General features: G+C 49.0%; 21 protein-coding genes and 1 pseudogene. 16 read left to right on the top strand and 6 right to left on the bottom strand.

The genetic code is table 11. The annotated features are described in order from the left end of the window. Positions 1-73 precede the first annotated feature (73 nt). The 7 genes from ABGV42_RS29685 (at position 74) to ABGV42_RS29655 (ending at position 7027) form a co-directional block, all read left to right on the top strand. Complete coding sequence (locus ABGV42_RS29685) at positions 74-949, top strand: carbohydrate ABC transporter permease (RefSeq protein WP_347384932.1); 876 nt, start codon at positions 74-76, stop codon at positions 947-949. Then, positions 949-1863, top strand: a complete 915-nt coding sequence (locus ABGV42_RS29680; protein ID WP_347384931.1) for a carbohydrate ABC transporter permease — start codon at positions 949-951, stop codon at positions 1861-1863. The genes ABGV42_RS29685 and ABGV42_RS29680 overlap by 1 nt, the downstream gene beginning before the upstream one ends. A 33-nt stretch (positions 1864-1896) precedes the next feature. Next, complete coding sequence (locus tag ABGV42_RS29675) at positions 1897-3273, top strand: ABC transporter substrate-binding protein (RefSeq protein WP_347384930.1); 1377 nt, start codon at positions 1897-1899, stop codon at positions 3271-3273. 12 nt (positions 3274-3285) lie between these two features. Further along, positions 3286-4053 carry an HAD family hydrolase gene (locus tag ABGV42_RS29670; protein ID WP_347384929.1) on the top strand — a complete coding sequence of 256 codons (768 nt, stop codon included), beginning with the start codon at positions 3286-3288 and terminating at the stop codon, positions 4051-4053. Next, complete coding sequence (locus ABGV42_RS29665) at positions 4050-4385, top strand: SMR family transporter (protein WP_183523153.1); 336 nt, start codon at positions 4050-4052, stop codon at positions 4383-4385. Before ABGV42_RS29670 ends, ABGV42_RS29665 begins: the two co-directional genes overlap by 4 nt. Next, positions 4385-5386, top strand: coding sequence for a metallophosphoesterase family protein (locus ABGV42_RS29660; RefSeq protein WP_347384928.1), 1002 nt, complete (start codon positions 4385-4387; stop codon positions 5384-5386). Before ABGV42_RS29665 ends, ABGV42_RS29660 begins: the two co-directional genes overlap by 1 nt. A 180-nt stretch (positions 5387-5566) precedes the next feature. Next, on the top strand, positions 5567-7027 hold the full coding sequence (locus ABGV42_RS29655) for a carboxylesterase/lipase family protein (RefSeq protein WP_347384927.1): 1461 nt from the start codon (positions 5567-5569) through the stop codon (positions 7025-7027). 132 nt (positions 7028-7159) lie between these two features. Here ABGV42_RS29655 and ABGV42_RS29650 read toward each other — a convergent pair whose 3' ends face one another. After that, on the bottom strand, positions 7160-8326 hold the full coding sequence (locus ABGV42_RS29650; RefSeq protein WP_347384926.1) for a VanZ family protein: 1167 nt from the start codon (positions 8324-8326) through the stop codon (positions 7160-7162). 297 nt (positions 8327-8623) lie between these two features. Between ABGV42_RS29650 and ABGV42_RS29645 the strand changes: the two genes are divergently transcribed. From ABGV42_RS29645 to ABGV42_RS29635, 3 genes are all read left to right on the top strand, one after another. Beyond that, entirely contained in the window at positions 8624-8965 is a 342-nt protein-coding gene (locus tag ABGV42_RS29645; RefSeq protein WP_347384925.1) for a zinc ribbon domain-containing protein YjdM, read from the top strand. Between the two features lie 399 nt (positions 8966-9364). Next, on the top strand, positions 9365-10177 hold the full coding sequence (locus tag ABGV42_RS29640) for a class I SAM-dependent methyltransferase (RefSeq protein WP_347384924.1): 813 nt from the start codon (positions 9365-9367) through the stop codon (positions 10175-10177). A 173-nt stretch (positions 10178-10350) separates the two neighbouring features. After that, positions 10351-11412, top strand: a complete 1062-nt coding sequence (locus tag ABGV42_RS29635; protein WP_347384923.1) for an LLM class flavin-dependent oxidoreductase — start codon at positions 10351-10353, stop codon at positions 11410-11412. A gap of 114 nt (positions 11413-11526) precedes the next feature. Here the strand turns inward: ABGV42_RS29635 and ABGV42_RS29630 are convergent, their stop codons facing one another. Then, positions 11527-12186: a TetR/AcrR family transcriptional regulator gene (locus tag ABGV42_RS29630; RefSeq protein ID WP_347384922.1), complete on the bottom strand. Its 660-nt coding sequence runs from the start codon at positions 12184-12186 to the stop codon at positions 11527-11529. A gap of 194 nt (positions 12187-12380) precedes the next feature. On the opposite strand from ABGV42_RS29630, the gene ABGV42_RS29625 reads away from it, so the two are divergent. Beyond that, on the top strand, positions 12381-13196 hold the full coding sequence (locus ABGV42_RS29625) for an SDR family NAD(P)-dependent oxidoreductase (protein WP_347384921.1): 816 nt from the start codon (positions 12381-12383) through the stop codon (positions 13194-13196). Positions 13197-13241: 45 nt separating this feature from the next. Here ABGV42_RS29625 and ABGV42_RS29620 read toward each other — a convergent pair whose 3' ends face one another. Both ABGV42_RS29620 and ABGV42_RS29615 read right to left on the bottom strand, forming a co-directional pair. After that, entirely contained in the window at positions 13242-13703 is a 462-nt protein-coding gene (locus ABGV42_RS29620; RefSeq protein WP_347384920.1) for a hypothetical protein, read from the bottom strand. Between the two features lie 224 nt (positions 13704-13927). Beyond that, a pseudogene (locus tag ABGV42_RS29615) lies at positions 13928-14393 on the bottom strand (DUF4385 domain-containing protein). Positions 14394-14552: 159 nt separating this feature from the next. Here ABGV42_RS29615 and ABGV42_RS29610 point away from each other — a divergent pair. From ABGV42_RS29610 to ABGV42_RS29590, 5 genes are all read left to right on the top strand, one after another. Further along, positions 14553-15020 carry a YfbM family protein gene (locus ABGV42_RS29610; protein WP_347384919.1) on the top strand — a complete coding sequence of 156 codons (468 nt, stop codon included), beginning with the start codon at positions 14553-14555 and terminating at the stop codon, positions 15018-15020. A gap of 119 nt (positions 15021-15139) precedes the next feature. Then, positions 15140-15265: a hypothetical protein gene (locus tag ABGV42_RS29605; protein ID WP_347384918.1), complete on the top strand. Its 126-nt coding sequence runs from the start codon at positions 15140-15142 to the stop codon at positions 15263-15265. Positions 15266-15518: 253 nt separating this feature from the next. Then, complete coding sequence (locus ABGV42_RS29600; RefSeq protein WP_347384917.1) at positions 15519-16949, top strand: copper amine oxidase N-terminal domain-containing protein; 1431 nt, start codon at positions 15519-15521, stop codon at positions 16947-16949. A gap of 236 nt (positions 16950-17185) precedes the next feature. After that, on the top strand, positions 17186-17737 hold the full coding sequence (locus tag ABGV42_RS29595) for a GNAT family N-acetyltransferase (RefSeq protein WP_347384916.1): 552 nt from the start codon (positions 17186-17188) through the stop codon (positions 17735-17737). Positions 17738-17859: 122 nt separating this feature from the next. Next, on the top strand, positions 17860-18645 hold the full coding sequence (locus tag ABGV42_RS29590) for a glucose 1-dehydrogenase (RefSeq protein WP_347384915.1): 786 nt from the start codon (positions 17860-17862) through the stop codon (positions 18643-18645). An 80-nt stretch (positions 18646-18725) separates the two neighbouring features. Here ABGV42_RS29590 and ABGV42_RS29585 read toward each other — a convergent pair whose 3' ends face one another. Both ABGV42_RS29585 and ABGV42_RS29580 read right to left on the bottom strand, forming a co-directional pair. Beyond that, positions 18726-19184 carry a GNAT family N-acetyltransferase gene (locus ABGV42_RS29585; RefSeq protein WP_347384914.1) on the bottom strand — a complete coding sequence of 153 codons (459 nt, stop codon included), beginning with the start codon at positions 19182-19184 and terminating at the stop codon, positions 18726-18728. After that, complete coding sequence (locus tag ABGV42_RS29580; RefSeq protein ID WP_347384913.1) at positions 19181-20101, bottom strand: D-alanine--D-alanine ligase; 921 nt, start codon at positions 20099-20101, stop codon at positions 19181-19183. The genes ABGV42_RS29585 and ABGV42_RS29580 overlap by 4 nt, the downstream gene beginning before the upstream one ends. Between the last annotated feature and the right edge of the window lie 31 nt (positions 20102-20132).

The raw sequence follows: 20132 nt of genomic DNA, 5'->3' as shown, positions 1-20132 counted from the left end.
GAGATTAGAGAGCATTTTTAACCGAGTTTATCCCTAATGTTAAATAAAAATTGAACGACGAGGAGTGTGTGAATTGCGTGTGAAATTATGGAGGGAAACAGAGGCAATTCTGTTCACCCTTCCCGCTCTGGTCCCGCTGCTTGTTTTCTGGCTCGGGCCTCTGGGATACATCGTTTATCTAAGTTTTACGGATTGGGATTTTATGAGCCCCGACAAACTGTTCGTTGGTTTGGAGAACTACAGTTATCTGCTGACCAACTCCGAATTCTACCAGTCGCTGAAGGTAACCCTGCTGTTCGGATTGGGGAGTGTAATACCAACCATCGTTGGTGGACTGGGACTGGCCATGCTCATGAACAGCCGAATCAAATCATCCGGTCTGTTCCGAACGCTGCTGTTTTCCCCTTGGGTAACACCAACGGTAGCCGTATCCATTGCATGGTCATGGATATTTGAACCCGAGGTGGGACTTGCCAACCTGATGCTGGGCTGGGTCGGTGTATCTCCCATCGGCTGGCTTAGGGATGCGGACTGGGCGCTTGTAGCTGTGCTCATTGTAACGCTGTGGAAATCCATTGGGTGGTCTATGGTGTTCTACCTGGTTGCCCTGCGTAATCTGCCATCCGATCTATTGGAGGCAGCATCCATTGATAGTGCAGGCAGCTGGGACAAGTTTCGAAGCATTACACTGCCATTGATCTCGCCAACCACGTTCTTCCTGTCTATCATTCTGACGATCCAGTCCTTACAGGCCTATGATCAGATTAATGTAATGACGCAGGGGGGACCCGCCGGATCAACAAGAACACTGCTCTATATGTATTATCAGTCTGCATTTGAATCCTTCAATGTTGGCGAGGCATCGGCCATTGCTGTTGTCATCATTCTGATCTGCGTACTGCTGTCAGGCATATCGTTCCTGCTCAGCAGACGCTTGGTGCACTACTAATGGACATGACCGCGATAAGTAAACAAACAAGTACAGGTTCGAGTCGTGAGAATACACAAAAGGAAAAGGTTCCCCGTACGGGAAAATTGCTGGGTACAGCCATCCGATACTTGCTGCTCGCGTTAATCAGCCTGGCGATGGCCTTTCCTTTTTATTGGATGGTGATCAGCGGCTTCAAGACCAATGACGAGATCTGGCAATTCCCGCCGACCTTCTGGCCCGAAACGTTCCGCTGGAGCAATTATGTGGATGCATGGCAGTCGGCTCCATTTGCACGTTACATGCTGAATAGTACAGGTGTGGCGGCTGCAATCTGTCTATTTCAGATCATCAACTCCAGCATGATGGCTTACGCTTTGACTCACATGCGTTTTCGAATGAAGGGCATACTTACCGGACTTATTCTGGTCGGGTATATGATTCCGAGCACGGCAGTTTATCTGCCCAGTTATCTGGTTCTCAGCGAGCTCAGACTGCTGGATTCCTATACAGGCTTGATCGTATCCAACTGTGTCAGCGTGTTTTCCATCTTCCTGATTCGTCAGGCATTCATGCAGGTGTCTCATGAGCTGGTGGAAGCCGGGCAGCTCGACGGAGCATCGCACTTTCGCATTTTGTGGACCATTATAGCGCCACTGGTCCGCTCAACATTTGCCGTAATGGTGTTGATTACGTTCATCGACCAGTACAACAACTACTTCTGGCCGATGCTGATTACAAAAGACCCGAATCTGCAGCTGGTATCCGCAGGTCTGCGCAGCTTTTTTGTAGAAGGCGGAGCCTATGGACTGGCCTGGCCGCAGATTATGGCAGCCAGTGCGTTTACCATCGCACCACTGCTCATTCTCTTCCTGTTTACTCAGAAAACGATCATGCAAAGTGTAAACATGACGGCTGGCGTAAACAAAAACTGATTTTTACAACATATCTATATAGGAGGAATCAAAATGAATTGGAGTCTGGTGAGTACAGCGTGGAAGAAAAAATGGAAGCTCAGGTGGAAAGGCGGTATGTCACTGGCACTCGCGGCGAGCTTTGCTCTGATCACGGCTTGTGGTTCTACAGCGGACAGTGGATCAGGCACAGGATCAGATGCAGCGGCAAGCGGAGCGAATTCGGCATCCAGCGGTCCGGTTGAGATCGAGTTCTGGTACGGCCTGGGAGGTAACCTGGGAGATAACATGAAGAAAACGATTGATGCCTTCAATGCCTCGCAGAACGAGGTCGTCGTGAAAGGCATTGTACAGGCGGATTATACGGAGACTGAACAAAAGCTGCAGGCAGCAATTGCTTCCAAAAAGGTACCCGCTGCTGTACTCAGTGCCAATATGGACTGGGCCCGCAAAGGATATTATGCATCCATGGATGAGATGATTGCTGCCGATCAGGACTTCAATAAAGAAGACTACGTCCAAACCTTCCTGGATCAGGGAAAAGTGGACGGCAAGCAGTACTTTTTGCCAATGTACGGAACCACCCAAGTCATGTATTACCGCATGGATACCCTGAAGGAGAACGGAATCGACCCTGCAAGCCTGACGACATGGGAAGCGCTAGCGGATGCTGCCGCGAAGATGACCAAGCAGGAGAATGGCAAAACGACCTTCTACGGCTGGGAACCGATGTGGGGTAACGAGAACATGGTTGATGCCGTACTGAGCAAAGGCGGACAAATTCTGAGTGATGACGGCAAGACCGTGATGATCGATTCACCGGAGTGGGTAGAGACATGGGAGCTGTTCCGCAAATGGATTCACGATGACAAGATCATGGGCATTCACTTTGGCGGACAAGGCTGGGAGTACTGGTACAAGACGATTGATGATGTCATGAAAAATAAAGCAGCAGGCTACACCGGTTCCAGCGGTGATCAGGGCGACCTGGACTTCAGTATCGTGGCAGCCATGGAGCAGCCGGGCTGGGAAGGTATAGGACAAGGCAAACCGGTAGCGAGTGCAATCATGGCCGGAATTCCGGCTGAAGCAAGTCCTGAACAGCAGCAAGCAGCATACCAATGGCTGACGTATTTCTCGGAGACGGCCAATACAGCGGCTTGGTCCATGAACACAGGGTACATCGCCGTTCGTCAGTCTGCACAGGAAGATCCGGATTTCAAAGCGTTCAGTGAAGAAAATCCACAGATCAAGGTCCCTCTGCAGCAAGCAGCGCATGCTTCTGCTCCGTTCCAGGACCCGACCGGAGGCAAGATCAACGAAGCATTGAAGGATGCGGCAGACCAGGTGCAGATTAACAATATGCCTGCTGAACAGGCCCTCAAGGAAGCCAAGGAGAAGGCTCAGAAGGAACTGGATCGGGTGAAATAAGGAGCTTAAACGATGTCTGAATTAAATTTGGGAAATCTGTCTACCCCGATTGAGGCTATTCTGTTTGACAAGGATGGAACCCTGCTGGATTTCACGGTGATGTGGGGGTTCTGGACGGATTGTGTAATGGAGAACTTCAGGGAAGAGCTCATCGCGCGTGGTCTTCCTTTCGCCGAGGATGAAATCCCCCATATTTGGGGGACACATCACGACGAGCAAGGTCGAATGAATGGTTATGATGTGCGGGGGCCCCTCGCCATGGGCACGATGGAGGAAGTCTATGCCGTACTGACGTGGCATGGCTACCGTGCAGGGCTGAGCTGGGCAGAAGCCAAAATTATCGTGAGGGAATGTCTTTTACAGGCAGAATATGCCATGAACAAGGCGCGCCCCGTTCAGCCCCTTCCCGGCGTACGTGCATTTTTGGAGCAGTGCAGAGACAAGGGTTTGAAGATGGGCGTCGTTACTGCAGATGAGACGGAGAGCGCTCTGCGCCATCTGCAGTGGATGGGTATCGAATCTTTTTTCTCCGTAGTGGTGGGAACCGATCAGGTTGGACGGGGCAAGCCGTTTCCTGACATGTTATTGCTGGCTTGTGAGCGCATGGGTGTCTCGGTTAGCGAATCCGTTGTGATTGGGGATACGGACGGGGATATGGAAATGGCACGTTCTGCAAGGGCAGCATGGAAGATTGCCGTAGGCGATCCTGAACAGATCCGACTCTCCGACCTAACGGTACGTTCGTTTCATGAACTGCTCGAAGTTGGGGTGACTGGATGACGAGTCATGCCTATACAGGATGGGTACTGCTCGCGCTGGCCATCGGACTGGAACTGAGTGGCACGATTCTGATGCGAGTTTCCGATGGTTTTACCCGCCTGTGGCCTTCCATTCTGATGTTTGTCTGTTATGGAGCAAGCTTTACCCTGTTGAATTTTGCCGTGAAGTATATGCCTCTTGGGGTGGCCTATGCGATCTGGTCAGGGGTAGGCATTACGCTGATTGGAGTTGTAGGACATTATTTTCTAGGTGAACGCCTGAAGGCAATGTCCGTCGTCTGGATGGGCTTCATCCTGATTGGAATTATCGGACTGAAATGGAGTGATTCCTGATGGAAAATGAACAACAACGTGAGCAACCGCTGGTCAGCTTCCAGGTCATCACGGACACCCATGTGAGAGATCAAGCTGATCACATCTACAACCGTCATCTGGAGAAGGCGCTGGCCGACATTGCATCGTATGCCAAGGGCAGCAGCGGAATTATGCATGTGGGCGATGTAACGGATCGCGGTCTGCCGGAAGAATACAAGGAACTGGAGCGTATCCTGGGGTTGTACCGCGATCATCTGCCCAAGATACGTTATACCGTAGGCAATCATGATATTGGAGCCATCCTCTGGCAGGATCCCCCGATCAATCTAACTACAATGACACCACATGAGGTTGGTGAAGTGTTGGGGCATTTAGAACATGCGGTTGAAAAGGTAAACGGAATTCCAGGTTCCCTCATAACGACGGAAGGGATTTGGCAGAAACGATTAAATGATTTCACGGCCATCACAGGCATGAAGGGTTCATATCACGACCACTGGATAGAAGGCTATCATTATATCTTTTTGGGTTCGGAACAGCCCCATCCGAAGGACTGTGATATGTCGGCAGAACAGCTGGATTGGCTGGAGGCGACATTGTCGGAGCAGGCGTCTCCGGACCGACCAATCTTTGTCTTTTTGCACCAGCCGCTGATGGATACGGTGGCGGGTTCGATGAAAGACCAGGGATGGTATGGCGTGAACCAGGATGCCGAAGTGAAGGACATTTTGAGTCGCTATCCTCAGACGATTTTGTTCTCAGGACATACCCATTGGCAGCTGGAGGCCCCGCGCACGATGTACGAAGGCGGCGGTCATTTGCCAACGATGTTTAATGCCGCTTCTGTAGCATATTTGTGGACGGATGAGGATGAGCATCTGGAGGGCAGCCAGGGTTTGCAGGTAGATGTATATGCTAATCGAGTGCTTGTAAGAGGACGTGATTATGTAACTGGAGCTTGGATTGAGGGCGCAGATTATACGATCCCGTATCCGGTGATGGTACAGGTCGACATGTAGGTTAGCAGCGCATAGAAGACTTCGCCCGAACCCTTGGCGGAGTCTTCGCTGTGTACATAAAAGTTCCACGTGAAACGTATCCACCCGGGCCCATCTGGGTAAACTTGTAAATTGGTCTGGCGGGGCTCTATACTCAATAGTATGTAGAACATTTCATAGCAGAGAGGATGTATGCGTCACATGAGAGAACTGCAAGTTAACACACGATACGGTAAAGTTGAGGGAGAACATCTGCATGGAACGAGTGTATGGAAAGGCATCCCTTATGCCAAACCGCCAGTGGGCGAATTGCGCTTTCAAGCCCCGGTTCCGCCTGAATCCTGGGATGGAGTCAGGGAAGCGAAGCAGTTCGGACCTGAAAATATACAGCCAAGATATCATCAAGCGGAAGAGATATTCGGAGAATCTCCTGCCGAGTCGGAGGACAGTCTCTATCTGAACATCTGGGCGCCGGAAAAAGAAAGCGATCATCCTCTCCCCGTCATGGTATGGATTCATGGAGGTTCATTCACTTCGGGTGCGGGAAGCCAGCCCCTGTATGATGGAACCCAACTGGTCCTGCGTGGCGATGTAATCGTTGTGACGATTAACTATCGTCTCGGCCCGCTTGGGTTCATGCATATGGCTCCGCTTGGGGAGGGATTTGCAACCAACGTAGGCCTGCTGGATCAGGTTGCTGCCCTGCAGTGGGTGCAGGACAACATCGGAGCCTTTGGCGGTGACTCTGGCAATGTTACTGTATTTGGTGAATCTGCGGGCAGTATGAGTATTGCTGCCTTGATGGCCATGCCGGCAGCCAAGGGATTGTTCCACCGCGCTATTATGCAGAGTGGCGCATCGCAGTTCATGCCTGCAGAGCAGGCTGCAGAGATCCGGAGCGGTGTATTGAAGGTTCTGGGCGTGGCGCAAGATGATCTGCATAAGTTGAAAAGTATCCCGGCTGAGCAGATCCTTGCTGCCGGCGAAACGGTCAAAAAACACAGTGGTGCTGCCATGGCATTATTATTCCAGCCCGTGCTGGATGGTGTAACGCTTCCGCAATCTCCACTTGAGGCTGTCCGTACCGGAGCTGCCCAAGGCATCCCTATATTGATTGGAACCACGCAGCATGAAGGTGCGCTGTTCATTCAGCCGCATGTACCTTATTCGAAAGAGATCGATATGGTACAGGCCGTCGATTTCATGACGCCGGATCTGGAGAATCGTGCGGCGATTGCAGACAGCTACCCCAAAACGGCAGACGGACAGGCTCAGGTGATGACGGATCTGTTCTTCTGGCGTTCGGCACTTCAATACGCGGCTGCCCAACAGAAATATGCCCCGGTGTGGATGTACCGGTTCGATTGGGTCATGCCAGAGCATCCACTGCTGAGAAAGTCGATCCACAGCATTGATATCTTCTTTGCTTTCAATACATTGCATGCGCTAAAATCCATGAACGCTGAACCGGATGCAGCGGCCGCAGAACTCGCGGGCAAGGTACAGGATGCCTGGATATCCTTTGCCAAGAATGGCCGTCCGGAAACGGCAGGTGTGAACTGGCCTCCTTATGAGGAGAATCGGGCGACGTTAATCTTTAATCATGAGATTGAACTTGAGCATGACCCAGAGGCATCCAAGCGGGAACTGCTGGGCGTGTAAACGAGCGAATCGTAGCGTCATCTTGGTACACACATCAAAGGCGTCTTCCGTCATTCTTAACGGGAGACGCCTTTTCTTATGCCAATTCATTAAGATTGCTGCTCACTGAGGTGACTAGATACACTGAGAAACTCACTTACGGGAAGCTCTGATATTGGATACATGATCACAATAGAATGATCGGCTGCCTCTGGAGAAGAGTACCAGTATGACGTGAATGAAGAGTGCTCCGAACATGAGCATATAGAGACCGATCATACCGATCGAAACCCATACTTTGTAGGGCTCAAGCACCGAGTCATTATTGACAAAGGCATAGTCGTTGACGAGCCGGATCATGGTGAACATGAGCCATGGAACGTAGAGCGCGAGCCAGCGTTTAAACAGCGATGGCATGGATGGTTTCCCTGTCTGCCTGTGAACATACCCGAAGCGCATAAGGGCGGAGCCGGGCGTTTTGCCATCCCGGACACTCGGAATGAAAAATAAGACGATGAGCATCGCGATGGTGGTGTTGGCTGCGCTGTTGATGACATTGGCACTGGATAGACTGAAGATCGAGAGCAGATTTGATATGAATACGACAACAACACCGTCGATAATCAGTGCCAGCAGCTGAGGGATAGGGAACACTCGATTTTGTTCCATAATTTGCTCACTCTTCGCCTGAATACTGGCACGTGACGGAAATAGGGAAAGCAGGATCGGGGCTGCAAAAAATCCAAGTACCGCTCCTGACGTATTCGACATCAGATCATCGACATCGAACAGTCGATATGGGCAGTTGTAAAAACCGTAGAATCCGGTGACTTGCGTAATCTCAAAAAACAGGGAAAGTCCAAATCCGCCAAGCAGGGCATATTTCCAGTAGGATCTCTTTTGAAAAAAATATCGAATATACACGCCGAGAGGCATGAGCAGCAGCACATTAAACAGAATTTGCAGAAAAGCTCTGCCTTGGATCATTCCAATATAGGTGGACGGCTGAGACCATACAATCGGTGTTTCCTTCATAATATCCTTTACAAAAGCGAAGGGAACGAGATTGTAATATACTGTATCAGCTGCCTGCTGGGCACACGTATTGCGGCTCGTCGGAAAGGGCAGGATGACGAGACAATACGCAGCGACAATATAGAAGATGAACGAAAAACTGACGGCAAAGCGTGACCAGCTGAAAAAGCCGTCTTTGCGATAGCCATAAATGAGCCACGGAATTAGTAAAAACATGGCGATAATTAGGAAAATAAAAAATGCCGTTTGTACAGGGAAAACATAAGAAGACATGGACATAGACATGACAGGAAACTCCTTCAAAAGATATATTTCATGCACGGGTTACAACCCGAAATCAATCATTCAATTCACATGGATCTGAATTTTAAATATGGATGCGTTACGGGGAATCTCTCCCGGATAGGAATATCGTACAGGATTAGTTTTAAAGTAAGGGGAGATGAACCTTAAATTTCGTTTAAATTCCATTAACCACAAGGCGGAGTGGGACTACCTTAACGTGATCTATACGCTGGAAGGAACATGAGGAATCCCGTATACTTGCGAGAAGCCCAAAAAGGAATGGAGAGTTTAAACAATATGTCTAATTTACCTAACTGCCCCAAATGTAATTCCGAATATACATACGAGGATGGGAGTCTGCTGGTATGTCCGGAATGTGCGCATGAGTGGACGTTGGAATCCGAAACCGAGAGTGCAGAAGAAACCAAAGTGGTACGTGACTCGAACGGCAATGTTCTGAATGATGGAGACACCGTGACGGTCATTAAGGATCTGAAGGTGAAAGGCAGCTCGCTGGTCGTCAAACAGGGAACCAAAGTCAAAAATATCCGTTTGATTGACGGTGACCATGATATCGACTGTAAAATCGATAGTTTGGGCGCGATGAAGCTGAAGTCTGAATTTGTGAAAAAGATCTAAAGGGTTACCATCCGAGATGAATTGACAGGAAATATCTGGTTGATATATACTGGCTGAAATTTAATAGGTAAACGCAATGATCAGGAGTACTAAGGAGCAAGGCTGGCTCAGAGAACTGCCGTAGGGTGCAAGGCAGTCCATCCTATCCCCAACTCGCCTGTGAGCGGCAGGATTGAACAGCAGTCATCCAAATGGACTGAGATCAGATCCTGACGGCTAACCCCCGTCATCAGGCTCCTGAGTTTCTGTGGCCCAGTAGATACAGAGAGATCTGTCATTTGCATGGTCCACGGATGAAGAAGAGTGGTACCGCGAAGGTCATACCTGTCGCCTCTTAGTTGAGGTGGCAGTTTTTTTGCGTTTTTGGCCCTAAATGAAAAAAAGGCAGGTGTCGGATCAATGACAAGAGATCGCATAATAGACTATTATTCCGGGTTTGACGAGTGGGGAAGACTGGAGCGGGAGCCGCTGGAGTTCATCATTAACATGCATTACATCCGGGCACATCTCCCTTCAACCGGGCTTGTTCTGGATAATGGCGCAGGACCCGGGAAATACGCGATGGAGCTTGCGAGGAATGGATACCGAGTAACCCTGTCGGACTTGACACCTGCTTCCGTGGATATCGCAAGGCAGAAGGCTCAGGAGTATGATTTGATGAAGCAGTTCGAGGGATTTCATGTACTGGATGCGACCCGTCTGGAAGGGCTGGCTGATGATACATATGATGCGTCGCTGATGCTGGGGCCGCTGTATCATCTGCAGACTGAACAGGAGCGGGTCATGGCTATAAGGGAACTGCATCGGGTAACGAAGCCGGATGGCATGGTGTATATAGCGATGCAGAGCCGAATGAGAATGAGCATTAACTCGCTGCAGTCTCCCCAGCACTGGAAGCCTAATGATCATATGAGTGCTATTCGTGCTTTTGTGGAAAAGGGGACATTCGACCATCAGGATCATGGACGATTCACAGGGGCGTATTATTTCAACATTCAGGATATTAAACCGTTCATGGAGCAGCACGGATTCGAAACGGTGAATCTGATTGGATCATCCAGCCTCGGGGCCATGCTCACAGCAGAACAGCAGCAGTATTGGAAAGAGCGCGGGGAGTACGATGAGTTGATCCAATTCATGATTGAGAAGGCTGAAGATCCTACGATCCAGGGGATTTCTTCTCACCTGCTGTACATCGGGACAAAGAAATAATCATCAATGGATCAGAAATGGAGAATAATATGTCATAATCATGCCCTCTGGAAGCAGAGGGTCTTGTGTTTTTCATCAAAATAGTTCAATATTAAGATACATAACAAAAGGTGATCTACTTACAATAGGTTAGATGAACGACGGATCGCTTCATAACCAGGGAGGAACAGAACATGGAAATCGGAATTAGTACCTTTGTAGAGACAAACCCGGATGTGAATACCGGAGAACTCATAAGTCACGCACAGCGTATTCGTGATGTTGTGGAGGAGATTGTCCTGGCTGACGAGGTCGGTCTGGATGTATATGGCGTGGGGGAGCATCATCGTGCTGACTATGCGGCTTCATCCCCGGCAGTAATTTTGGCAGCAGCCGCTTCACAGACCAAGCGGATTCGGCTGACGAGTGCTGTAACCGTACTGTCTTCGGCTGACCCGGTACGGGTATTTCAGGATTTTGCAACACTGGACGGCATCTCGAATGGACGTGCGGAGATTATGGCGGGCCGGGGTTCGTTTATCGAATCCTTCCCTCTCTTCGGCTATGATCTCAACGATTACGATGAGTTGTTCGACGAGAAATTGGATCTGCTGCTCAAGCTTCGTGATTCGGAAAAAGTAACCTGGGAAGGCAAGCATCGTCCTTCCTTCAATAATCTGGGCATCTACCCGCGCCCGGTACAGGAGAAGCTGCCGGTATGGATCGGTAGTGGCGGTAACCAGGAATCGGTAGTGCGTGCCGGTCTGCTCGGTCTGCCGCTGGTGCTCGCAATTATCGGTGGTCGTCCGGTTCAATTTGCCCCACTGGTTGAGTTGTACAAAAAGGCAGCAGCCCATGCAGGACATGATGCTTCCAAACTGACGGTGGCATCACACTCTCACGGTTTTATCGCGGATACGACAGATGAAGCTGTTGAGAAATTCTTCCCGCCTGCACAGGCAGTCATGAATATACTGGGCCGTGAACGCGGCTGGGGACACTACAGTCGTGCAACGTTTGATGCGGCACGCAGCCTTGAAGGCGCACTGTACGTAGGTGACGTAGAGACAGTAGCTCAGAAGATTATCTACCTGCGCAAAGAAGTCGGCATCACCCGTTTCATGCTGCATACACCACTCGGTACAATGCCTCACAATGAGGTTATGAGAGCGATCGAATTGCTTGGTAAAGAGGTCGCTCCAATCGTTCGCAATGAAATTGCACGTTGGGAAGCCGAGAATGGAGAAGCGCGTTAATTGTACTCGTTCGTTTTAGAGAAATTAAAACATCATATGTTTTAACGTAAAAAAGGAGTTGAGGCTCAGCATACCAAGCTGGGCTTCACTCCTTTTTTGTATTTTGGACGATAACTATTTTTTGGTGTCTGTTCCAAAGAGAGATTGAACGATCATGGACAGCGTATGATCATAGAGCTTTTTGGCGGCGGCCTCACTCTCCAAGTGCCCTCCCAGGTACAGATGAATGACACCATGCAGGGGAGCCCAGATCATTTGAACGGCAATCAGGGAATCTTTCTCCTGAAGCAGTTCCTGCTTACTTGCAGCTTCTACCAAATGAATGAGTTGCTTCATCGCGGTAGCGGTTCCCTCCAGACTCTCTGCATCTGGTTTAAACTCGGCGAATGATCCCCCAAACATCAGCTGATAGAAGCTGGATTGGGTCATGCCGAAATCCCAGTAGGCATAGGCGAGCGCGCGAAAGTGCTGTTGATATGAAGTTTGCTGAGGCACGGCCTCAAAAGACTGAGACAGGAGTATGCATCCCTCCAAATAGAGGTATTTGGCTAGCCCCTCCTTCTTGCCAAAGAGGTTATATATGATCTTGGTGGAGCACTCCATCCGTTCTGCCACACGTCGTACCGTGACCGCTTCAGGCCCGTGTTCTTGTAATAGTGCAGCAGCAGCATGCACAATATTTTGTCGCAGATTTTCGGAATGCTGAAGTCTTGCTTCCTGAAAAGTCGTTATCGTATGAATGGACTCCTTAGAATTAGATGGGTGATCTTTCATTTATGTTCATCCTCGTAGCGTCATATTTGTTTTCTAACGGAAACCGTGTTTCTTATGAGTATTCTACTGTTTTGTGCCTGATATCGTCAATTTTCCAAATGTGAATTGACAGGATCAAGAAATCAGGATACTATGTTTTCATTAGGAAACACTGTTTCCAATAAAAAACGAGTGTACAAAAAGGCGGATGAAAAATGAAAAAAATTCAGAATCAGTGGGCACTAATCACAGGAGCTTCCTCGGGTATCGGAGAGGCTTTTGCATTGGAAATGGCATCAAAAGGAAATCATGTCGTGCTTGTGGCCAGATCGGAAGTAAAACTGAAGCAGCTGGCAGATCGCATAGAACGAACATATAAAGTAAGAGCAGAGGTCATCGTAGCGGATCTATCTGAAGTGAATGCACCACAGCAGATCTATGATGAATGTAAAAATCGTGGCATACGAGTAGATACCCTAATCAATAATGCAGGCTTTGCAACACACGGATGGTTTGAGCAGGTGGATGGCTTGCGCCAGCAGGAAGAGATCATGCTTAACGTACTGGCTGTAACCAACATGACCCATCTGTTCCTGCCAGGGATGGTGCAAAAGCGCTATGGAACGGTTATTAATGTCTCTTCCACGGCAGCCTTCCAGCCTGATCCGTTTATGGCTGTATACGGGGCAACCAAATCATTCGTTCTTTCCTTCACAGAGGCATTATACGAAGAGAATAGACAGCGGGGAGTTCGCTTTTTGGCCATATGTCCCGGTGCGACAGAGACGTCTTTCTTTGATGTCGTAAACGCCGAAGAAGCTTCTGTTGGAAAACGGGATACACCTGAGCATGTGGTAGAAGTGGCGATGAAGGCATTGGAATCGGGTAAGCCCTACGCTGTGCCGGGTGCAGCGAATTATTGGACAGCTCAACTGTCCCGGGTTTTACCGCGCAGACAGATCCTGCGAGTGGTTGGAGGAATGCTGACTCCGCGTCCTCAGAACGGCAAAGAAAAAAGGGCACGGGCCTGAATCTATAGAAAAAATGCTGACAGCAAACATCCTTGCTGTCAGCATTTATGTATTAACCATTTTTATAATGCCATACAGAATGCTGAATCCTGCTGCACCGAGTGCAATCAGCTGAACTTTCAGGCCTAATCCATCAAAGCTGAATACTCTTGGAAGCAGCCAGTATAAGCTGATGGTTGTCCAGAGCGCGTACAAGACTCCTGCAGTTAGCAGCTGTCTCCCGGAGATTTCCCTGATTGCAGGACCCAGCATGCCAGGAAAGGTTGCATCACCAATCATTTTCAGATTCCAGTAGGAGAGAAGAAAATAAACTAGCACAACGCCCATCGTCCCCACGATCATTAGCGTATCCTTGCTCAGCAGTAAACTGCTGAGGGTACGTGACCTGTTCTTCATTTCCCCGAAACCAATCAGGAAAAAAACGAATCCTATCACCAGCCCAACACCGGCTCCTGCCGTGCACAGCGTATACAGAACGATACCGAGGATGCCCACTATCCCTAACATGTCATCACCTTCTTCAGAAGCCTTATAAACTTTAATCCGCAGAATAAACCATGCTGTCCATTCTACGCCTGATTTCATGGCTCATCAATGAAGGGCCTTCCCAAGGTAATTTCATGGAGGCTCCTTTGGTTGGCTGATCTCATTATGTTTCTCCTGAAGATCGACGTAATGCATTATATCAAAAGGAGTATCGGGATGAGCCCATGTATTTTTTACCCAAGTGGCTAATCGTTCTCCGATTCGTACTTTTCCCGGTGCTGCTTCTTCATTTCAACATAATCGGGGTCAGTCTTGGCCATCTCCCACTGCGCCTTAAAAATGGCTGCGGCTTCCGCTTTCACCTTGTCATTCTGATAGGGAAGGATTGAGCCGTCCTCTTTCGAATATTTGCGTGCACCTTTATGGTTCGTATATCGCCTGGCCCGCGTGTACCCCATCTGCAGAAACTTGCGCGCCATATCCATGCCAACGAAATCCTTCTTTTTTTTTATATTCCAAAAACAGCTCATAGATCTTCTCTGATGATTCTGTCGCAATCTCGGGTGTCTTAAAACGCCAATAAGGGAGGATCTCGCTCTTGTATGGTTCGACCATCAGTACGCCCTGCTCTCCCCGTCCGACGGTATATAGTTCTGGATGTTTGCGCAGATCGAGCTCTTCATAATTCAGGCGGTAATCGAATTTTTTCATCGGTTTGTCCTCCTTGAGATGATATGCATGCGTTTTGAGATGATGAAATACGGAATTTCGTAGAGTAATATATCTTCTACCTCTTTTTACCCCGATTCTTTTGCATCATGCAGGGTTAATGGGGAACAAGGGAAGTAAAACTATAGGAGGAATCATGATATGGGAATGTCCGGCAGATATCTTGTGGTAACCGAGGATTTAATTGAATCAATCAAGTCAGGCGAGATCAGTGTGCATGATTGTTCGGTCGATCTGGATATTGATAAAACGTGGCAGATGCTTCAGTTCACATTAACCGGAAACCTGGTGGACGGAGAGCCGCCTCTGGGATATGTGGTGCCTATGTCAGGAGAACAGTATTTGGGGAACTATTCGGATATGGATCTGTTTCTGCTCTCGAACGAACAGGTGCTGGAAGCCTACATGGCTTTGGAGCAACTGGACCCCGATGAACTGAAGGCACGTTTTAGCCTAGATCAAATGATAACAGAGGGCGTCTATCCGGTCATGGAAGGTTGGGATGCAGATGAGACGTTCCGGGAGATTGTTCAGACATTGAACGACGTTCAGGCTCTATATCAGGCAACCGCAGCTGCCGGGAATGGAATCGTCTTTTATATATTCTAAAACCAATCTAAGCTGGCACTCCATGATGTTTGACCTGCTTCGATTCGGGTTATTGATAGAAACAAGGCTGATGCCTTGATGATATTCACGAAAATCCGGTAGAAGAGAGGGATTGCGATATGACACAGGACCAGAATGAAGAGAACAAAGCCATTCAAGACGACGAGCCGGATCAATTTGAAACCCCTGTAACGACAGAGGACAATGAGCCGACTGAAGAAAATGCCGGGGAAACCGAAGAGTAATGAACGAGGTCGTCTAAAATATATGCTTATCCAAAGGTCGGACACATTTCCGGCCTTTTTTGGCGTTTTTGTGATCCATTGGTTTACAACAATTACCTGATGGCCTCATAATAGGTATGAACCACATTTTTCCTAAGGAGGAGATCGTATCAAAAATCGAAGGTTAGCCAAGTGGATCGCCGTACCACTCGTTCTGATGATGGTTGCGCTTACGGGATGTCAGGCTGTTGGTGGGGTAGATATTAGTAAAGCCATGGCCAACAGTACAAACGTAAAATCCGGTGAATCGAAACAGTCCATGCACATTAACATAGAGCCGGCTAAAGAATTCGCTACCGAGAAAGACAACGAAATGATTGATCTTATTAATTCCGTATCCCTGGATATTGAAAATGCCAAAGTGAAGGATGCCCAAACGGCGTCGATCCAAGGCTCTGTGAGTTTCCAAGGAACCAAACTGCCTTTCCACCTTTCCATGGATGAAACTCAAATGGTGATTGACCTGGACGGTGCGCAAAAGCCGCTGTACATATCACTGGAGGCTCTGGAAGGCGCGCAAACACTTCCGATGATGGATACCAAGGCTCTGGAAAAGCAGATCGAGGAACTTTCCCCCAAATTGCTTTCTTTTGTCCTGAAGCATCTGTCCAATCCGAAAAACATCTCCGTAACGCCTGTACAGGAATCGGTTAACGGTGAATCCCTCAGCCTCTCCAAGCTTCACATGGAGATCACTGGGGAAGAGATTCTTGCCATGGTTAAACCATTCCTGACGAGTGTTGCCCAGGATGAGCAAGGACTCAAGGATCTGATCGGGGATCTGTACGATGTGTTCTATCCGTTAATGAGTGCAATGTACCAGATGGACGAAGTGGACACATCGGGGATTTCTTCCTTGATGCCAGAATCCAAAGAGGCAGCTGTTGCATCCATGTACCCTATGATCAAAGCAGGACTCGACGAGCTTCTGGTTAACTATGATCAAGGGTTGAACGAATTGTTGAATGAAGTGCCGGAGCTCAAGACGGTATTTGGTACAGATACAACGTTCAAGCTCGATTTCTATCTCGACGGCGAACTGAATATCCGCAAGCAAAATGCCGAGTTGAAAGTAGCACTGCCTGCCTCCGCAGATCTGCCTTTGCAATCGGTGACGCTTTACGCAGACAGTGAACAATGGAATATCGGTGGACCGGTAACCGTGGATGCTGTTGATACAACAGGTGGCGTAATCGATCTGATGAAGGAAGACATCACGCCGGGACAGATGCTGCGCAACTTTGATTCGAATTCTGTCGTGTATCAGCTGTTGAAAGACGAAGCCGGTATCACTCGGAAAAGCGTTATGCTGTACCCGGAAGATGAAAGCTATGGCGCCATTACGGTGAAAAATACAACATTTGTTCCTCTGCGTTACCTGTCCGAGGAGTTGGATGCTGAGGTGAAATGGACCAAGGGATCGGATACCATCGTTGTTATTGATGACATTACGGGTAATGAAATTGTCCTGACTGTGGGTTCCAAGAACGCAACGGTTGCAGGCAAGGAAGTAACCATGGTTGAATCTGCCTATGTAGGCAAAAACGGCAAGACTTATGTTCCACTGCGCTTCATGGCTGAGTCCCTTGGAGCAACCGTGGATAAGGAAAAAGAAACCGGCTGGATCTTTATCGATCGGCCATAAGCTATAACATTTGTACGACGAGAGGGGATTTCAGAGTATGCCAGATTCCTTGTAATGGTTGAGAAAAGTACAACGCGAAAATTCCGTTAGAACGTGTACGGGATACGTGTGTTCTTTTTTACCCATTACGAGGAGCTTCGGCGTTTCTGAAATGATGAAACGAATCGGGGAGTGCCTCTATTGAAGGTGCTCCTCTTTGTCGTGTCATCCCAAATAAATCCCCAGAGGTGTTATATATGAATAGTCAACTTATCATCCATTCCCAGAACATTACCCTGCGTCCATTCTCGCTGGAGGACCAGGCCGCGTTGCGGGCGTTTACCCAGCAGCCTGAGATTACAGACATCCTTCCCGATTGGAAGATGAACGAGGAACAGCTGCGTGATTTTCTGCAATTTGTCATAGGCAGCTACGACCAATTCAATCCGGCAGATGTACGTATTATGCTGGCCGTTGTGCACAACGTCGATCAGCGGATTATCGGCTGGTGTGGCGTTTTTCCGAATGACATGCTGGACAGCAGTGATCGTGAGGTGGCCTACGCCCTCTCCAAGGATTACCGGAATAGAAGGTACATGACGGAAGCCGTGCACGCCCTGACGACGTATTTGTTCAAGCATACCCAGCTGAATCGGATTGTTGGCATTGTGAAGCCGTTCAACGTGCCATCACGCAAGGTGATTGAGCGTACGGGATTTCGTTATGTTTCCCGCAGGAGACTTGCCGACGGGGCAGATTATGATTATTTTGAAAAGTTTAAAATGCAGGAAGATGAATACTTCGGGTAATTATGGAAGCATACTAACCTGATTAATCGAATGGTCTTAATGAATCTCTGACTTGATTGGAGTAAACAACCAAACGGGTACTGACATGTTAGGTTTGTAATTAACAAAAGGAGGCCAACGTTATGACAGAACGATTTGCAGGTAAAGTGGTCCTGATTACAGGTGGTGGTTCCGGATTGGGCAGGGCCGCGGCTGTTGAAGTTGCGCGAGAAGGAGCGAAGCTTGCGCTTGTCGATGTAAACATGAAGGCGCTGGGGGAGACGAAGCGTATCATCTCTGACGAGGTGCAGCATGCCGAGTTTCTGCTGATCGAAGGCGACGTAGCAGATGAAGAAGCTGTGAAGAAGTATGTCAGCGATACCGTGAACGGTTTTGGCCGTATTGATGCGTTTTTCAACAACGCTGGGATCGAAGGCAAACAGAATCTCATTGAGAACTACGAGACAGACATGTTCAACAAGGTCATTGATATCAACCTGAAGGGTGTATTTTACGGATTGAAGCATGTGTTGCCTGTGATGAAAAAACAGGGAGAAGGCTACATTGTTAACACTTCCTCTGTAGGCGGCATCCGTGCCGTGCCAAACCAGATCGCTTATGGCGCGAGTAAACATGCCGTAGCAGGCATGACCAAGGATGCTGCCATAGAGTATGCCGAGCATGGCATTAGCATCAATGCGATTGCTCCAGGAGCCATTCTGACAGACATGGTTATTGGTTCATTTAAACAAATCAACCCGAATGACTGGGAGTCTGCATCCAAGGAATTCGTGAAGGATAATCCGGCGAAACGTCTGGGTGATCCAAAAGAAGTGGGGCGCCTCGTAGCATTCCTGCTATCCGGTGAAGCTCCGTTTATCAACGGTGCCATTATACCCATCGATGGTGCGCAGTCAGCCAAATATTAAGTGTTATCTCCATCACCAAAAAACGCCTGCTCCCAGCAAGATTGGGGGACAGGCGTTTTTATTATCATGACTATCGAGCTTTAGGCATGTTGAAGAGCCTGTGGCTTTTTGCTGAATCCAGTACTCCCGGCGGTAAAGCCCAGCTGGCGGTAAAACTCATGTGCCGCCACGCGATCGGGACGGTTACCGCTGTTCAAGGAGAGCGAATCTACACCTTGGTCAGCGGCCCATTGTTCTGCTGCCAGTATCAACTGACGGCCTATGCCGGTGCCTCTGAACTGATCATGCACGATGAGTGCCATGATGCGGCAGTGCTGTCCGTTTTTCTCATACAGGTAAGATGTCTGCAAGCCAATCAATCCGACCACACGTCCACGGACCTCAGCAACGAGTGTATTAAAATTGGCATCAGCAGCAATGTGGGCATAACGTTCCTTCATTTCGGCGTACGTTGTGGGATAGCCGAGTTGGTCCATGAGAATGACCATATCCTGCAGATCTTCCGTAGTACTGCTGCGTATCGTTACATCCTGACTCATGACAGCTTTGCCTCCTTATTTCGTTCCTTCAGTGAGAGTTCGATGATGGTATCCAGCAGCTCCGTAAAAGAAATGCCCGCAGCGGCTGCACTTTTCGGCAGAAGGCTGTTACGGGTAAGACCAGGCAGGGTGTTGACTTCAAGCACATATGGCATGTCATCACGAATGATCATATCCACGCGGGCGTAGACACTGCATTTCAGCACACGGTAACAGGCCAGCGCGGCAGCTTCCACGCGTTGGTGAATGTCTGTAGGCAGTTCAACCACTTGCTCCTCAGCACCGCCGTCATTATATTTGGAACTATAGTCGAAGAACTCGGCGTTTGAACGAATCGAGATAACGGGGAGCATCTTGCCATCTACAATGGCACAGGTAATTTCCTCCCCTGCGATATATTGTTCAATCATGACCGTGTCATCCCAACCCAGTGCCGCTTCAACCGCAGCCGAAAGAGCGGACGGCTCTTGGACAACCTGAGTACCAATACTGGAACCTCCCGAGTTAGGCTTCACCACGACTGGATACACCAATTGCTGCACCGGCGTGGATGACAATTGTTCCACATGGCTCACCTGCACCCACGCTCCGGTAGGTATGCCAGCGTGGTGCATGAGCTGTTTGGACATATCCTTATCCATACAAACGCTGCTGGACAAGACGCCGCATCCGGTGTACGGAATGCCAAGCGACTCCAGGGTACCCTGAACTGTACCGTCTTCGCCGTATTTGCCATGCAGTGCGAGTAAGGCTACATCAATTCCCGCCGACTGGTCAATCAGATCCCGTTTGCTGCATAGCTCAATGGGAATGACCTCATATTTATTCCTGTCCAGATGGGCAATCATCTCCTGTCCGGTGAGCAGGGAAATATCCCGCTCGGAAGAAGTACCGCCCATAATCACGCCAACCTTCATGTGTTATCCTCCCAACGTTGTCGTTCAGCCG

The sequence above is a fragment of the Paenibacillus pabuli genome (genome assembly GCF_039831995.1).
Classification (GTDB): Bacteria; Bacillota; Bacilli; order Paenibacillales; family Paenibacillaceae; genus Paenibacillus; species Paenibacillus pabuli_C.
This window is presented reverse-complemented; position numbering and strand designations above follow the sequence as displayed.

Bases quoted from the DNA above. Each gene is read 5' to 3' on its own strand.
- ABGV42_RS29620 (WP_347384920.1), bottom strand. From the start codon at position 13,703: ATGTTAGGGATAGTGGGCATCCTCGGTATCGTTCTGTATACGCTGTGC.
- ABGV42_RS29580 (WP_347384913.1), bottom strand. From the start codon at position 20,101: ATGAAGGTTGGCGTGATTATGGGCGGTACTTCTTCCGAGCGGGATATT.
- ABGV42_RS29655 (WP_347384927.1), top strand. From the start codon at position 5,567: ATGAGAGAACTGCAAGTTAACACACGATACGGTAAAGTTGAGGGAGAA.
- ABGV42_RS29630 (WP_347384922.1), bottom strand. From the start codon at position 12,186: ATGAAAGATCACCCATCTAATTCTAAGGAGTCCATTCATACGATAACG.
- ABGV42_RS29670 (WP_347384929.1), top strand. From the start codon at position 3,286: ATGTCTGAATTAAATTTGGGAAATCTGTCTACCCCGATTGAGGCTATT.
- ABGV42_RS29610 (WP_347384919.1), top strand. From the start codon at position 14,553: ATGGGAATGTCCGGCAGATATCTTGTGGTAACCGAGGATTTAATTGAA.
- ABGV42_RS29605 (WP_347384918.1), top strand. From the start codon at position 15,140: ATGACACAGGACCAGAATGAAGAGAACAAAGCCATTCAAGACGACGAG.
- ABGV42_RS29635 (WP_347384923.1), top strand. From the start codon at position 10,351: ATGGAAATCGGAATTAGTACCTTTGTAGAGACAAACCCGGATGTGAAT.
- ABGV42_RS29675 (WP_347384930.1), top strand. From the start codon at position 1,897: ATGAATTGGAGTCTGGTGAGTACAGCGTGGAAGAAAAAATGGAAGCTC.
- ABGV42_RS29640 (WP_347384924.1), top strand. From the start codon at position 9,365: ATGACAAGAGATCGCATAATAGACTATTATTCCGGGTTTGACGAGTGG.
- ABGV42_RS29680 (WP_347384931.1), top strand. From the start codon at position 949: ATGGACATGACCGCGATAAGTAAACAAACAAGTACAGGTTCGAGTCGT.
- ABGV42_RS29590 (WP_347384915.1), top strand. From the start codon at position 17,860: ATGACAGAACGATTTGCAGGTAAAGTGGTCCTGATTACAGGTGGTGGT.
- ABGV42_RS29650 (WP_347384926.1), bottom strand. From the start codon at position 8,326: ATGTCTATGTCCATGTCTTCTTATGTTTTCCCTGTACAAACGGCATTT.
- ABGV42_RS29600 (WP_347384917.1), top strand. From the start codon at position 15,519: ATGGCCAACAGTACAAACGTAAAATCCGGTGAATCGAAACAGTCCATG.
- ABGV42_RS29665 (WP_183523153.1), top strand. From the start codon at position 4,050: ATGACGAGTCATGCCTATACAGGATGGGTACTGCTCGCGCTGGCCATC.
- ABGV42_RS29625 (WP_347384921.1), top strand. From the start codon at position 12,381: ATGAAAAAAATTCAGAATCAGTGGGCACTAATCACAGGAGCTTCCTCG.
- ABGV42_RS29585 (WP_347384914.1), bottom strand. From the start codon at position 19,184: ATGAGTCAGGATGTAACGATACGCAGCAGTACTACGGAAGATCTGCAG.
- ABGV42_RS29595 (WP_347384916.1), top strand. From the start codon at position 17,186: ATGAATAGTCAACTTATCATCCATTCCCAGAACATTACCCTGCGTCCA.
- ABGV42_RS29645 (WP_347384925.1), top strand. From the start codon at position 8,624: ATGTCTAATTTACCTAACTGCCCCAAATGTAATTCCGAATATACATAC.
- ABGV42_RS29660 (WP_347384928.1), top strand. From the start codon at position 4,385: ATGGAAAATGAACAACAACGTGAGCAACCGCTGGTCAGCTTCCAGGTC.